This is a genomic window from Rhodanobacter sp. OK091, from assembly GCF_900142825.1.
Classification (GTDB): domain Bacteria; phylum Pseudomonadota; class Gammaproteobacteria; order Xanthomonadales; family Rhodanobacteraceae; genus Rhodanobacter.
The window spans coordinates 513,362-527,063 of sequence record NZ_FRCH01000002.1 but is presented as its reverse complement, the minus strand read 5'-3'; the positions used below and the strand labels follow the sequence as shown (position 1 = coordinate 527,063).

The following is a 13,702-nucleotide window of genomic DNA, read 5'->3' as shown; positions in this document are numbered from 1 at the left end:
CCGCTGCACGTCAGTGGCGCGACAAGCCGGCCAAAAACAGGGAAAGGCCTTGCGCATGTAAAATAGCCGTTTCACCTTGCCGGAATGCCTCGATGTCCACTCACGCCCTGACCGCCCTGTCACCACTGGACGGCCGCTACGCCAGCAAGGTCGAGGCGCTGCGCCCGATCTTCAGCGAGTACGGCTTGATGCACCGCCGTGTGCATGTCGAGATCGAATGGCTGCTGGCGCTGGCCGCCGATCCGAAGATCGCCGAGCTGCCGGCATTCGGCGCGGACCAGATCAAGACGCTGAAAGCCATCGCGGAGAATTTCAGCGTGGCCGATGGCGAGCGGATCAAGGCGATCGAGGCGACCACCAACCATGACGTGAAGGCGGTCGAGTATTTCATCAAGGAAAAGATCGGCGCCGACCCCAGCCTGACGCAGGCCAAGGAATTCGTGCACTTCGCCTGCACCAGCGAGGACATCAACAACCTGTCCTACGCACTGATGCTGCGCGACGCGCGCGAACAGGTGCTGCTGCCGCAGTTCGACGCCGTGATTGCCCAGCTGCGCGAGCTGGCACATGCCAACGCCGCGCTGCCGCTGCTGTCGCGCACGCATGGCCAGACCGCGTCGCCCAGCACCCTGGGCAAGGAAATCGCCAACGTGGTGGCGCGCCTGCAACGTCAGCGCAAACAGCTCGCCGGGGTGGAGATTTCCGGCAAGATCAACGGCGCGGTCGGCAATTACAACGCCCACCTCATCACCTATCCGGAGGTGGATTGGCGCGCGTTCTCGCAACGCTTCGTGGAAAGCCTCGGGCTCGGCTACAACGCCTATACCACCCAGATCGAACCCCACGACGGCGTCGCCGAATACTGCGACGCGGTGCGCCGAGCCAACATCATCCTGATCGATCTGGCCCGCGACATCTGGGGCTACATCTCGCTGGGCTACTTCAAGCAGACGTTGAAGGCCGGCGAAGTCGGTTCATCGACCATGCCACACAAGGTCAATCCGATCGACTTCGAAAATGCCGAAGGCAACTTCGGCCTGGCTAACGCCTTGCTCGGCCACTTCGCCGAAAAGCTGCCGATCAGCCGCTGGCAGCGCGACCTCACCGATTCCACCGTGCTGCGCGCTCTGGGCACCGCGTTCGGCCACAGCCTGGTCGCGCTGGAATCGCTGAAGAAGGGCCTGGGCAAACTCAACGTCAACGCCGAGCGCATCGCCGCCGATCTCGACAACAGTTGGGAAGTGTTGGCCGAAGCTGTGCAGACGGTCATGCGCCGCTACGGCCTGCCCGAGCCGTACGAGCAACTGAAGGCGTTGACCCGCGGCCACGGCATCACGAAGGATTCGATGCGCGAATTCATCGATGGCCTCGACCTGCCGGCCGACGCGAAGCAGCGCTTGCTAGACCTGACACCCGGCAGCTACATCGGCCTGGCCGAGGAGCTGGCGAAGGACATCTGAGCGCAGTTGTCCCGAACCACACCCCACACCACAACTTTCAACTGCCGGACCACCGCGGCGACACGCCAACGGCCGGCATCTCGCGAGGCCGGCCGCTGCTGGGTTGCTCCGCTTTACGCCGCTTTCTTGGTCAATCCCTCGGCCTCCAGGGCCGCCCGCACCGCTGGCCGCTCCGCCACGCGTTTCTGGAACGCCAGCAGCGCCGGGAAACCGGACAAATCCAGCTCGACGGCCTTCGCCCAGTTGGTCACGGTGAACAGGTAGGCATCCGCCACGGTGAAATGCTCGCCCAGCAGCCACGGCTGCTTCGCCAGCACGCCTTCCAGCAGCGTGTAGCGCTTGCGCAGGTACTCCTTGCGCTCCTGCCTGACTTCAGCCGGCGTTTCCGGCTTGAACAGCGGGCTGTAGGTTTTGTGCAGTTCGGAGTTGATGTAGCCGAGCATCTCCTGCAGGCGGTAGCGCGCCAGTGTGCCGTTGGCCGGCGCGAGGCCGCTTTCGGGCTTGAGGTCGGCCAGGTATTGCACGATCGCCGGACCCTCGGTCAGCAGCTCGCCGTTGTCCAGCGCCAAGGCCGGCACGTAGCCTTTCGGGTTGATCTGCCAGAAATCCGCACCGGTCTCGGTGCGCTTGGCCTTGCCGTCGACCTTTTCCAGCGGTAGGTCGATGCCAGCTTCCAGCGCAACGATGTGTGGCGAGAGTGAACAGGCGCCAGAGGAGTAATAGAGCTTCATGCATTTCTCCGTGAGAGGGGATGTCGGGAAGAACCATCGCCGCAGACGGTGGGAGCCACTGGCTACCACGCTGCGGTGAGGGCCGCATGATAGCCATACATGGTTACTGATCGATACCATGTAACTTCAAGTTAGTGCAAAATGCGGTATCCCGGTGGTTACCGGAATCTGCAAGGACGGATGTCGATGGGCTTGCCTGTACGCAAAAGCAAAGTTGCCGCTCCGCCGGCCTGCCCGCTCACCGAGTGTCTTGCGCTGCTGCGCGGCGCCTGGGCGGCCAACGTCATCTGGTATCTGAGCGCCGAGCCACGCCGTTTCGGCGAACTGCGTCACGACATCCCCCGCATTTCCGCACGCGTGTTGAGCGCGCGGCTGCGCGAGCTGGAATCGCGTGGGCTGGTGACCCGGCGGGTGTTGGACACCTCGCCGCCGTCGGCCGAATACGCCCTCACCCGCCTCGGCCGCGAACTGCTACCTGCCATCCAGGCCCTCACCAACGTGGGCCAGAAGTTGATCGCGGAGTGGGAAACGCGCGCACCAGCCGTGCCGATCCGAGCAGCGCGCGCGCACCAGTGAAGTGAGCGGTTCGTAAGGTCGCCGTAAGCACGGCGACCCGTCCGTCGTAGCTTGCTCAGACTTCGTCCGAGCCCTCGTTGACACCCTCGAACAGGAACGTCGACAGATAGCGCTCGCCGGTGTCCGGCAGCATCGCCAATAGCACCGAGCCTTGCGGCGCATCGGCGGCCACCAGCAAGGCGGCGGCCAAGGTGGCACCGGACGAGATGCCGGTGAAGATGCCTTCCTGCTGCGCCAGCTGGCGCGACGTATCGCGAGCCAGTACGTCGTCGATCAGTACGATCTGATCGGCCACCTTGCGGTTGAGCACGGCCGGCACGAAGTCCGGCGTCCAGCCCTGGATCTTGTGCGGCTGCCATTCCTTGCCGGACAACAGGCCTGCGCCGGCTGGCTCGCTGGCGATGATCCGCACGTCCGGACGCGCCACTTTCAGCACTTCGCCTACGCCGGTCAGAGTGCCGCCGGTACCCCAGCCGGTGACGAAGTAATCCAGCCGGCGGCCGGCGAAATCGCGCAGGATCTCCGGCGCGGTAGTCTGCCGGTGGTACGCCGGGTTGGCTGGATTCTCGAACTGGTTGGTGAAGAACCAGCCGTGCTTCTGCGCGAGTTCCACCGCCTTCGCCACCATGCCGCTACCGCGCGCCGCACCCGGCGTGAGCACCACTTTGCCGCCGTAGGCGCGGATCAGCTTGCGCCGCTCGATCGAGAACGTATCCGACATCACCGCCACGAACGGGTAGCCGCGCGCCGCGCAGATCGCGGCCAGCGCCACACCGGTGTTGCCCGAAGTGGCCTCGATCACGGTCTGCCCGGGTTTCAGCGTGCCGCGCTGCTCGGCGTCGAGGATGATCGCCAGGGCTAGCCGGTCCTTCACCGAGCCGGCCGGGTTGAATGCCTCCACCTTCACGTAGAGCTCGACGTGTTTCGGCGCGAGACGATGGAGCTTGACGATCGGGGTATTACCGATGGTGTCGAGGATGCTGTCGTGAATCATGGGAACGCTCCGGCAGACTTGAGGGAAAAACCGTCGCGCGATCATGCTACGGCTCAGGTAAAGATTTTCGTCAGGCGCGGTGAACCGCCGCCAGTATATCGGCGCGAACTGGCCTCGCCACGCTGGGAACAGGGATCTCATGCACCGTCGCTCCCAGCGGCGGCGACCCGAACCAGGCCAGTGACGCAGCCAGCGCCGCCACTTCGCCCAGGATCAGCAAGGCCGGCGAGCGCACCGCGTGGAACGCCGCGCGCTCGGCCAGGTTGGCCAAAGTACCCGTGATCACTCGCTGCTCCGGGCGCGAACCGTTCTCGATCAGCGCAAAGGGGGTCGATGGCTCCCGACCGCGTTCGATCAGACGCGCCCGCAGCTCGCCAAGCTCGGCGACGCCCATGTATACCGCCAGCGTTTGCCGTTCTTGCGCCAGCGCGGCCCAGTCCAGGGTGTCGCGGGAGGACTGGCAGTGCGCGGTGACAAAACGTACGGATTGCGCATGGTCGCGATGGGTGAGCGGCACGCCGGCATAGGCCGCGCAGGCCACGGCGGCGGTGATACCCGGTACCACTTCGTACGGAATCCCGTGATCGCGCAGGAATTCGAGCTCCTCGCCGCCGCGACCGAACACGAACGGATCGCCGCCCTTCAGCCGCACGATCCGCCGCCCGGCTCGAGCATGCTGCAGCAGCAATGCATGGATGCCGTCCTGGGTGGTGTGGTGATGACCGGCCTGCTTGCCTACCTCAATGCGTTCGGCATCGCGGCGCGCCAGGTCGAGCACCTCGGCGCTGACCAGCCGGTCATGCAGGATCACATCGGCCTCGTTCAACGCGCGCAGCGCGCGCAAGGTCAGCAGGCCAGGATCACCCGGGCCGGCGCCCACCAGCACCACCGATCCTGTCGATGCGGCCGATACGGTGGCCAGCGCCTGTTCCGCCGCTTGCCGCGCCTCCTCCGGGCGACCTTGACGGAGCAAGGTCGCCACCGGTCCGGTGAACAGGCTTTCGTAGAAACGCCTGCGCGCCGCGAGGTCCGGATGGCGCAGGCGAATGCGCCGGCGCAGGCGCGCCGCCAGCGTGGCCAGCGCACCCAGCGAATGATCGAGCAGAGTCTCCAGTCGCTCGCGCAACAACCGCGCCAGCATCGGCGCCTCGCCGCCGCTGGAGATCGCGATGGTCAGCGGCGCCCGGTCCACCACCGCCGGCACATGGAAACTCGACAGTGCCGCATCGTCGACCACGTTGACGAAGATCCGGCGTAGTCCGGCGAAGGTGGCAATCACCTGGTTCAATTCGACGTCGGAGGTGGCTGCAACCACCAGCCAGACCCGATCGAGCCAGCTTTCCTGGAACGCATCGCGGCGATGGGCGATACGCCCTTCCGCTGCCCAGCGCTGCAACTGCGGCGTGAGCGTAGGCGCATTCACGGTGACCTGTGCCTGCGCGCCGAGCAGGCCGGCGATCTTGCGTTCGGCCACCGCCCCGCCGCCCACGACCAGCACGGCGCGATGGGACAGATCGGCGAACAAGGGATAGAGCTTCATTCGGGCGGGAACCGCTTCGCATGCATGGGGACGAAGCCACGCTACGCAGAGCGCTCCACCCCCGCAAATGATTTGCATCGACGCGTATATGCCATCGCGTTATGACCTGTCTCAAACGACACAAGCCTTGACCTTATGTCCAAATAGACGTATAGACGTCTGATCATGAGAGCCAACATCCACATCGAAGAACTCCCGCACGGCCACTATTTAGCCGTCCACACGCATGCGCAAGACATGATTCCGGCTCGTTCCATGCGATGTATCCGTGCTCCGCTCGCGCCTCAATCCAACGATTCCGACCGCTCACGGGCCCATCGCCATGACGCTGATCCAGTTACGTTATCTCGTTGCCATCGCCGACTCCGGCCTCAACATCACGCTGGCCGCCGAACGCGTCCATGCCACCCAGCCCGGCCTGAGCAAGCAGCTTCGGCAACTTGAGGACGAGCTGGGTTTCCAGCTGTTCGTCCGCAAGGGCAAGAGTCTCGATTCGGTAACCCATGCCGGTCAGCACGTGCTAGAGCGCGCCCGTACGATCCTCGCCGAGGCCGCCAACATCCGTTCGATCGCCGCCAACCTGCGCAACGATGCGCGCGGCGAACTGCGCATCGCCACCACGCATACCCAGGCTCGCTTCGCCTTGCCCGCCGCGATTGGCGCGCTGAGCGTGCTTTATCCGCAGGTCAGCGTGCACTTGCAGCCGAGCCGCGACGCGGAAGTGCTGGCCCAGCTGGAAGCCGGCCGGGTCGACCTCGCAGTGATCAGCACCGCTGGCGCGCCACCAGGTATCGGCATCGCGCTGCCGGCCTACCGCTGGCACCGGGTAATCGTCGCACCGCAAGGGCATCCGCTGACGAGCAGCGGCCAGCCGCCTTCCCTCGATCAACTGGCAGCGCTGCCGCTGGTCAGCTACGAATCCTCGCTGAAGGCCGAATCTTCGCTGCGCCGGGCGTTCGAGGCTGCCGATTTGCGGCCGCATATCGTGATGACCGCCGGTGATGCCGATCTGATCAAGACCTATGTGCGCGCCGGCCTGGGTATTGGCGTGCTGGCCGAAATGGCCATGCTGGACAGCGATACCGATCTGGACACGCTGCCGGCCGACCATCTGTTTCCGCAGTGCACGACCTGGATCGTGCTGCGCCGGGAAAGCGTGTTGCGCGAATACGTGTTGGAGTTCATCGCTCAGTTCGCACCGCATCTGGACCGCCGCGACGTGGTACGCGCCATGGCCGCCGACACGGTGCCGCCCGAATGGCCGGCCGTGCCGCATTGGCGGGAACGGCCGGTAGCTCCGCTACCTGACGCGGCCTGAGTTTCGTAGGAGCGCACCTTGTGCGCGAATGCTTTCCGTTGCGTGGCGAAGAGCATCGCGTACAAGGTGCGCTACTACAGGACATCGCGCTGGTCAGCCTTCGATAAGGCCCTTGTTGCGCAACAGCGCCAGCACCTGGCGGGCCAGCGCGGCCGGCTCGGCGGCATTGCCATCGATGCGCAGCTCCGGCTGTTCGGGCTCTTCGTAGGGATCGCTGATACCGGTGAACTGGGCGATCTTGCCCGCACGCGCCTGCGCGTAGAGGCCTTTGCGGTCGCGTGCTTCGCATACCTCCAGCGTGGTGGCGACATGGATCTCGATGAAATCGCCTTGCGCCTCGACCAGCGCGCGCGATTCCGCACGGGCATCGGCATACGGTGCGATCGGCGCGCATACCGCAATGCCGCCGTGACGCACAATCTCGCTGGCGACATAGCCGATGCGGGTGACGTTGGCGGCGCGGTCCTCGCGCGAGAAACCCAGGCCGCGCGACAGGTGTTTGCGCACCTCGTCGCCGTCCAGCACCGTCACCGGCCGGCTGGTGTGCTCCAGCAGTTGCGCGATCACCGCTTGTGCGATGGTCGACTTGCCGGCGCCGGACAGGCCGGTGAAGAACAGCGCGAACCCGCGTGGCGCATGCACCGGATGGCGCTCGCGCAGGATCTTCACCACGTCGGGGAAACTGAACCACGCCGGGATTTCACTGCCCTCGTGCAGATGCTTGCGCAATTGAGTGCCGGAGATATCGCGCACTTCGTCGTCGGCGGTGACCTCGGTCGATGGCAGATAGCTGTCCCGATTGGCCGCGTAGACCATCGCCGGGAACGGCACGATCTGGATGCCCAGTTCGGCTTGATGCTGCTCCAACAATGTCTGCGCGTCGAACGGCCCATAAAACGGCTGCCCGCTGGAATCCTTGCCGGGGCCGGCATGATCGCGCCCCACGATGAAATGGCTGGCGCCGTAGTTCTTGCGGATAATCGCGTGCCACAACGCCTCGCGCGGACCACCCATGCGCATCGCCAGCGGCAGCAGCGACAGCTTCACGCTGTCGGCCGGGTACTGCGGCAGCAGCGCACGGATGCAGCGCACACGGGTGTAGTGGTCGACGTCGCCCGGCTTGGTGCGGCCTACCGAAGGCTGGATCAGCAAATTCGCGCCGGCCTGCTGCGCCGCGCGCAAAGTCAGTTCGCGGTGCGCACGATGCATCGGGTTGCGCGTCTGGAAAGCCACGATGCGGCTCCAGCCGTTCGCCGCGAACCATTCGCGCAAGCTGCGCGGCGTATCGCGCAGCTCGCCGAAGTCGTAGTGCGCGGGAGGCTGGATGCCGCGCACGCGGCCACCCAACGCCACCGGCTTGGTGCGATCGAGCAACTCGGCCACGCCCGGATGCAGGCGGTCGGTGCTGCCGAATACCTGCTTCGCTTCATGCAGGCGATCGGGCCAGTAGATGTCCTGCACTTCAAGCACCGCCAGCGGTACGCCCTGGCTGTCGCGCAGCGCGACTTCGCTGCCGCTGCTCAGCTTGGCGGCGAAATCCTCGCTCACGTCCAGCGTGATCGGGATCGGCCACAGCGTGCCGTCGGCGAGGCGCAGTTCTTCCACCACGCGATCGTAGTCGCGGCGTCCCAGGAAGCCTTCCAGCGGCGAGAACGCGCCGCTCAGCAGCAGTTCCAGATCGCATAGCTGGCGCGTGTCGAGATCCACGCCGGGCAGCTGCGCGCTGCGCTGCTTCAATGCTTCCGCCTCGGCGGGCGGCAGGTACAGCTCCTTCAGCGCACCGCCGTGCGGGGCGATCAAGGCGTCGTCGAGAACAATATCGGGGCTGGTGGCAAGCGCGGTGTGACTCATGATGTGCGGTCCGATCAGGATAAGAGTGATGGAAGGAGAGCGCCCCAACGCGAGGCGACGGTTGGCGGGCTACGCAATGCTGTGCAGTCCGCATTCGCGTTTGAGTCCGAAAAAGCGGGTGTCCTCGGCGTCCATGCCAGGCTCCCAGCGATGGCTGGTATGGATGTCGCCGATCGATACGTAGCCCTGGCTCCACAACGGGTGGTACGGCAAGCCATGGCGCGAGAGGTAATGACCGACGTCGCGATCGGTCCAGTCGGCCAGCGGGTGGAACTTCCAGCGGCCGTTGCGATGCTCGGCAAAGTCGATCGTCGCGCGGCTGCGCGACTGGCCCCGGCGCAAGCCGGCAAACCAGCTGGCGGCACCGAGCTCAGTCAGTGCGCGTTGCATCGGCTCGACCTTGCGCAGCTGGTTGTAGCGATCCAGACCGGCCACGCCCTGCTCCCAGAGTCGCCCATGGCGCGCCTCCATCCAGGCGCGGCTGAGCGGCGAGCGGTAGACCTTGAGGTTCAGCGCGAGCCGTTCGGTCAGCTCGTCGACGAATTGGTAAGTCTCGGGAAACAGATAGCCGGTATCGATCAGCACCACCGGCATCCGTGGCTGCTGCCGCGTCACCAGGTGCAGCGACACCGCCGCCTGCGCGCCGAAACTGGACGACAAGACATGCTCGCCGGGGACATGCTCCAGCGCCCATGCCACACGCTGCTCGGCGGTGAGCCGGGCCAGCGCGACATTCAGCTCGGCCAGGGCCAGCGGTTCGTGAGGCGCCTGCTCGACCAGCACGGCGTTCATGCCACCACCTCGACCGGAATGCGCCGCGAGGGGACCGGTGTGAGGATACCGGTACGCAACAGAAAATCGCCGAAGCCTTCGCCCTCGCCGCGCTCGCCCGCATAGCGCGCGAACAGCGGAGCTAGCGTGTCGAGGATCGCCGTCTCGTCCACGTTCTCGCGATGCACCTGATTCAGCCGCTGGCCGATGAAATCGGCGCCGAGGCGCAAGTCGTAACGTCCCGGCCCACGTCCGACCAGCGCGATCTCGCCCAGGTAAGGCCGCGAGCAGCCGTTGGGGCAACCGGACAGGCGCAACAGGATCGGTGCGTCGGCCAGGCCGTGGCGCGCTAGCAGCGCCTCCAGTTTCGGCAGCAGCGTCGGCAGATAGCGTTCGCTCTCGGCCATCGCCAGGCCGCAGGTGGGCAACGCGACGCAGGCGATCGCGTGGCGGCGAATGCCGCTCTGCTTCGCATAAACGTCCAGACCATATTCGCGGACGATGGCGTCGATGCGGCCGCGCTCGTTCGCGGCGACGTTCGCCACGATCACGTTCTGGTTGCAGGTCAACCGGAAGTCGCCGGCATGCACTTGCGCCAGCTCACGCAGGCCGCTGAGCCAGCGTCGCTCGCCCACGTCGGCCAGCCGCCCGGACTCGATATGCAAGGTAAGATGCCAGTGGCCGTCGTGGCCCTCGACCCAGCCATAGCGGTCGCCGTTGTGTTCGAAGCGGTAGTCGCGCGCCGGCGCCAGCGCATAGCCGAGGCGCGACTCCAGCTCCGCCTTGAACGCGTCCAGGCCGCGGTGGTCCAGCGTGTATTTCAATCGCGCATGCTTGCGCTCGACGCGGTCGCCCCAGTCGCGCTGTACGCCGATCACCGCCTCGGCCACGCCGAAAAGCTGCTCCGGCGTCACGAAGCCGACCACACTGGCCAGCCGCGGGTAGGTGGTGGCGTCGCCGTGACTGGCACCCATACCGCCGCCGATGGCGATGTTGAAGCCCTGCAGCACGCCTTGCTCGACGATGGTGATCAGGCCCAGGTCCTGCGTGAACACATCGATGTCGTTGAGCGGTGGGATCGCCAGGCCGATCTTGAACTTGCGCGGCAGGTAGGTGGCGCCGTACAGCGGCTCCTGCTCTTCGACAACAGCTTCCTCGCCGACCAGTTGCTCGCCGTCCAGCCATATCTCATGGTACGCCCGCGTCTTCGGCTCCAGTTCGGCGGACAGCCGTGTGGCCCAAGCGTAGGCCTCGGCATGTGCGGACGATTCGATCGGATTGGCCGTGCTCACCACGTTGCGCACCACATCGCCGCAGGAGGCGATGGTGGTCGCCAGCGCATCGTGGATCGCCGCGATGGTCGGCTTGAGCTTGCGCTTGATGATGCCGTGCCACTGGAACGTCTGCCGCGTGGTGATGCGCAGCGAGCCGCTGGCATAGTCGCGAGCGATACGGTCGAACACCAGCCATTGCGCCGGCGTCACCACGCCGCTGGGCAGACGCGCGCGCAGCATGAAGGCGTAGGCCGGCTCGAGTTTCTGCCGGCGGCGCTCCTCGCGCAGGTCGCGATCGTCCTGCTGGTAGCTGCCGTGGAACTTCAGCAGCTTGGTGTCGTCGTCGGCGATCGCGCCGGTGACCGAATCGGCCAGCCCTTCGGCGATGCCGCCACGCAGGAAACGGCTGGCGGCCTTGATCTGTTCGAGATGCGAGAGTTCCGTGGTCATGTCAGTACACGTCGCGGGCGTAGCGGCCCTGCTGCAGGAGTTCGGCGAGCCAGGCTTTCGCTTCGTCGGGCGATCGGCTGCCGTGGGTGGCGATCACCTCGATCAGCGCCGCGTGGACATCGCGGGCCATGTGCGTGGAATCGCCGCAGACGTAGATATGCGCGCCGCCTTTCAGCCAGGCATGCAGTTCCGCGCCCTGTTCGCGCAAACGTCGCTGGATGTAGGTTTTATGGGCAGCATCGCGCGAGAACGCCAGATCGAGCCGGTGCAGCGAACCGTCCTTCAGCGCCTGCTGCCACTCCACCTGATAGAGGAAGTCGCTGGAAAAGTGGCGGTTGCCGAAGAACAGCCAGTTGCGCCCCGTGGCGCCACTCTCCCGCCGCTCCTGCACGAATGCCCGGAACGGTGCCACGCCGGTGCCCGGGCCGATCATGATGACGTCGCGCTCACCATCGGCTGGCAGGCGGAAGCGTTCGTTCGGTTCGATGAAGACCGGTAATTTGCCATCCTCGTCGGTCGCGGCAAGCAAGCCGGAGGCGGCTCCCCAATGCGCGCTGCCGTGGGCTTCGTATTCGACCACCGCGACGGTGAGGTGTACTTCCTCGCCCACGACCTTCGGGCTGGACGCGATCGAGTACAGCCGTGGCGCCAACGGCCGCAGCGCAGCCACCAGCGCCTCCGGCTGCCAGATCGCCGGGTGGCGGCGCAGCAGGTCGATCGGCTGGTCGGCGGCCAGCAGCGCCGTGAACTCCGCGGATTGTTCTTTCTGCAGCACGCGCATCAGCTCGCCGTCGCCGCTGGTGGCGGCCAGTGCCGCCAGGAAGGGTCGATTGAGCCGGGTGATCTCGCGTTCGCGCTCCAGCCATTGCCGCAGCGTCAGTGTGCGGCCCTGGTGCGTGACTTCCTGCGCACCATCGAATCGCAGCGCATCCAGCCATTGATCGACCAGCGCCGGCGGATTGCGTGGCCACACGCCCAATGCGTCACCGGGCTCGTAGCGCAGCCCGGAACCTTCCAGTGACAATTCGATATGGCGCACATCGCGTTCACTGTCGCGCGCCACGATGCGTTGATTGGCCAGTACGGTGGCGGCGAACGGCTGCTCGCGCGAATGGGTGCTGCGACTCGGCACGACATGCAACGGTGTGACCCGCGCAGGCACTCCGGCCTGTTTCAGGAGCTCGCGCGCCTGCTCCAGCGCCTGCTCCGTCCAGGGTGCAGCCACCGCCTCGATCTCCACGTCCGCTTCGCCCAGCGCCGCGAAACGGGTGCCGCCCAGCTCGGCCAGCCGCGCATCGAGCTGGCGGCCGATCACGCAAAATTGCGGGTAGCTCGAATCGCCCAGCCCCAGCACGGCGAACTGCAATGCGGGCAGCTTCGGTGCGCGCTTGCCGGCGATGAACTCGAACAGGCCGCGGGCATCGTCCGGCGGTTCGCCGTCGCCCTGGGTGCTGATCACCGCGACCAGATGACGTTCCTGCGCCAGCTCGCGCTGCGGATAGGCATCGGCGCGCAGCAGCCGCACCGGCAACCCAGCGGCCTCGCTGCGCCTGGCCAGCTCCTCGGCGATGCGTTTCGCGTTGCCGGTCTGGCTGCCGTAGACGATGGTCAGCCGCTCGGACGTCCTGGTTGCCACGGCTACGGCGGTCGGACCACTGCGTTGCGCCTGTGCCGCCTGTGCGGCAGCCCACGCAGCGACCCAGTACAGCTGCGCCGCGGTCAATCCTTCCAGGCCCCGGGCCAGCAGGGCGAGTTTTTCCGCATCCAGGCTTACCGCGGGAAGGTTCGGCACGACAACAGAATTCACGATGACTCCATTTGGACGTCTATACTTCTCGACGTCCAAATTATTTTTTAACCGCATCTATTACAAAGGATGTGTCGGCATGTGCTTATGCCGAGGCCTTATTTCCGTGCAAAGAGCCTGATTCCGATACTCGGCACCATTCCGCACCGCGCACGGATGCCCCATGCCGCCGCTCTCCGAATTCCTCACCTTCGCCGCCGTGGGCGCGCTCGCCCAGCTGGTCGACGGCGCGCTGGGCATGGCCTATGGCGTCGTCTCTGCCGCGATGCTGCTGGGGCTGGGCCTGCCGCCGGCGGTGGCCAGCGCCAGCGTGCACTACGCCGAGACATTCACCTGCGGCGCTTCCGGCCTCAGCCACCTGGCTGCCGGCAATGTGCGCCGGCGGCTGTTCTGGGCGCTCGTTGTTCCGGGCGTGGTCGGTGCGGTGATCGGCGCCTACGTGGTCAGCCATGTCCCGGCCATGTGGATGCGGCTGGCACTGACGCCTTACCTGCTGGGCATGGGCCTGTTCCTGCTGCTGCGCGGAACCCGGCGCAAAAACGGCCACGACGACATCGTGCCGCGCGCCACTCGCCCCCTGGGGTTGATCGCCGGCTTTGCCGACGCGGTGGCCGGCGGCGGCTGGAGCGCCGTGACCGTGACTACCCTGGTCGCTCGCGGCGCCACGCCACGCACCGTGATCGGGACGGTGCACCTGGCCAAATGCGCGGTCAGCGCCGCCGCCAGCGTCAGTTTCCTGCTGCATGTCGGCGCCACCCATGGCACGGCAGTACTGGGCCTGATCGCTGGCGGCGTGGCTGCCGCCCCACTGGGCGCCTTGTTTGCCCGGCACATGCCGGCTCGGGCAGCGACGCTGCTGGCCGCCACCGCGGTGCTCGGGCTAGGGCTCAACAATGTCATGAAGGCACTGCACTGACATTGACCCTGCCT

The 13,702-nt window shown here is 66.1% G+C and carries 11 protein-coding genes; 4 read left to right on the top strand and 7 right to left on the bottom strand.

From position 1 onward, the window contains the following. Nucleotides 1-92 precede the first annotated feature (92 nt). Nucleotides 93-1,460 (top strand): adenylosuccinate lyase, encoded by a 1,368-nt coding sequence (purB, locus tag BUA26_RS11935; protein ID WP_072760984.1) that lies wholly within the window; start codon nucleotides 93-95, stop codon nucleotides 1,458-1,460. A 113-nt stretch (nucleotides 1,461-1,573) separates the two neighbouring features. On the opposite strand, the gene gstA is transcribed toward purB, so the two are convergent. Continuing rightward, nucleotides 1,574-2,191: a glutathione transferase GstA gene (gstA, locus tag BUA26_RS11930; protein WP_072760982.1), complete on the bottom strand. Its 618-nt coding sequence runs from the start codon at nucleotides 2,189-2,191 to the stop codon at nucleotides 1,574-1,576. A gap of 186 nt (nucleotides 2,192-2,377) precedes the next feature. Here gstA and BUA26_RS11925 point away from each other — a divergent pair, with 186 nt between their 5' ends. Then, the gene (locus BUA26_RS11925; protein WP_072761557.1) at nucleotides 2,378-2,767 is read left to right on the top strand and encodes a winged helix-turn-helix transcriptional regulator; all 390 of its coding nucleotides are present in this window, start codon (nucleotides 2,378-2,380) and stop codon (nucleotides 2,765-2,767) included. 55 nt (nucleotides 2,768-2,822) lie between these two features. On the opposite strand, the gene cysK is transcribed toward BUA26_RS11925, so the two are convergent. After that, on the bottom strand, nucleotides 2,823-3,761 hold the full coding sequence (gene cysK / locus BUA26_RS11920) for a cysteine synthase A (protein ID WP_072760980.1): 939 nt from the start codon (nucleotides 3,759-3,761) through the stop codon (nucleotides 2,823-2,825). A gap of 70 nt (nucleotides 3,762-3,831) precedes the next feature. After that, entirely contained in the window at nucleotides 3,832-5,301 is a 1,470-nt protein-coding gene (cysG, locus tag BUA26_RS11915; protein ID WP_072760978.1) for a siroheme synthase CysG, read from the bottom strand. 322 nt (nucleotides 5,302-5,623) lie between these two features. Here cysG and BUA26_RS11910 point away from each other — a divergent pair, with 322 nt between their 5' ends. Then, nucleotides 5,624-6,619 (top strand): LysR substrate-binding domain-containing protein, encoded by a 996-nt coding sequence (locus BUA26_RS11910; RefSeq protein WP_072760976.1) that lies wholly within the window; start codon nucleotides 5,624-5,626, stop codon nucleotides 6,617-6,619. A 93-nt stretch (nucleotides 6,620-6,712) separates the two neighbouring features. On the opposite strand, the gene BUA26_RS11905 is transcribed toward BUA26_RS11910, so the two are convergent. The 4 genes from BUA26_RS11905 to BUA26_RS11890 all read right to left on the bottom strand — a co-directional run bounded on the left by BUA26_RS11905 (nucleotide 6,713) and on the right by BUA26_RS11890 (nucleotide 12,772). Continuing rightward, complete coding sequence (locus tag BUA26_RS11905; RefSeq protein ID WP_072760974.1) at nucleotides 6,713-8,470, bottom strand: bifunctional sulfate adenylyltransferase/adenylylsulfate kinase; 1,758 nt, start codon at nucleotides 8,468-8,470, stop codon at nucleotides 6,713-6,715. A 69-nt stretch (nucleotides 8,471-8,539) separates the two neighbouring features. After that, nucleotides 8,540-9,262, bottom strand: coding sequence for a phosphoadenylyl-sulfate reductase (locus tag BUA26_RS11900; protein ID WP_072760972.1), 723 nt, complete (start codon nucleotides 9,260-9,262; stop codon nucleotides 8,540-8,542). Continuing rightward, nucleotides 9,259-10,965, bottom strand: coding sequence for an assimilatory sulfite reductase (NADPH) hemoprotein subunit (gene cysI / locus BUA26_RS11895; protein WP_072760970.1), 1,707 nt, complete (start codon nucleotides 10,963-10,965; stop codon nucleotides 9,259-9,261). Before cysI ends, BUA26_RS11900 begins: the two co-directional genes overlap by 4 nt. 1 nt (nucleotide 10,966) lies before the next feature. After that, nucleotides 10,967-12,772: an assimilatory sulfite reductase (NADPH) flavoprotein subunit gene (locus BUA26_RS11890; protein WP_072760968.1), complete on the bottom strand. Its 1,806-nt coding sequence runs from the start codon at nucleotides 12,770-12,772 to the stop codon at nucleotides 10,967-10,969. 163 nt (nucleotides 12,773-12,935) lie between these two features. Here BUA26_RS11890 and BUA26_RS11885 point away from each other — a divergent pair, with 163 nt between their 5' ends. Continuing rightward, entirely contained in the window at nucleotides 12,936-13,688 is a 753-nt protein-coding gene (locus BUA26_RS11885; RefSeq protein WP_072760967.1) for a sulfite exporter TauE/SafE family protein, read from the top strand. Nucleotides 13,689-13,702: the final 14 nt, after the last annotated feature.

Coding starts and splice junctions, on each gene's coding strand:
- purB (WP_072760984.1), top strand. CDS start 93: ATGTCCACTCACGCCCTGACCGCCCTGTCACCACTGGACGGCCGCTAC.
- gstA (WP_072760982.1), bottom strand. CDS start 2,191: ATGAAGCTCTATTACTCCTCTGGCGCCTGTTCACTCTCGCCACACATC.
- BUA26_RS11925 (WP_072761557.1), top strand. CDS start 2,378: ATGGGCTTGCCTGTACGCAAAAGCAAAGTTGCCGCTCCGCCGGCCTGC.
- cysK (WP_072760980.1), bottom strand. CDS start 3,761: ATGATTCACGACAGCATCCTCGACACCATCGGTAATACCCCGATCGTC.
- cysG (WP_072760978.1), bottom strand. CDS start 5,301: ATGAAGCTCTATCCCTTGTTCGCCGATCTGTCCCATCGCGCCGTGCTG.
- BUA26_RS11910 (WP_072760976.1), top strand. CDS start 5,624: ATGACGCTGATCCAGTTACGTTATCTCGTTGCCATCGCCGACTCCGGC.
- BUA26_RS11905 (WP_072760974.1), bottom strand. CDS start 8,470: ATGAGTCACACCGCGCTTGCCACCAGCCCCGATATTGTTCTCGACGAC.
- BUA26_RS11900 (WP_072760972.1), bottom strand. CDS start 9,262: ATGAACGCCGTGCTGGTCGAGCAGGCGCCTCACGAACCGCTGGCCCTG.
- cysI (WP_072760970.1), bottom strand. CDS start 10,965: ATGACCACGGAACTCTCGCATCTCGAACAGATCAAGGCCGCCAGCCGT.
- BUA26_RS11885 (WP_072760967.1), top strand. CDS start 12,936: ATGCCGCCGCTCTCCGAATTCCTCACCTTCGCCGCCGTGGGCGCGCTC.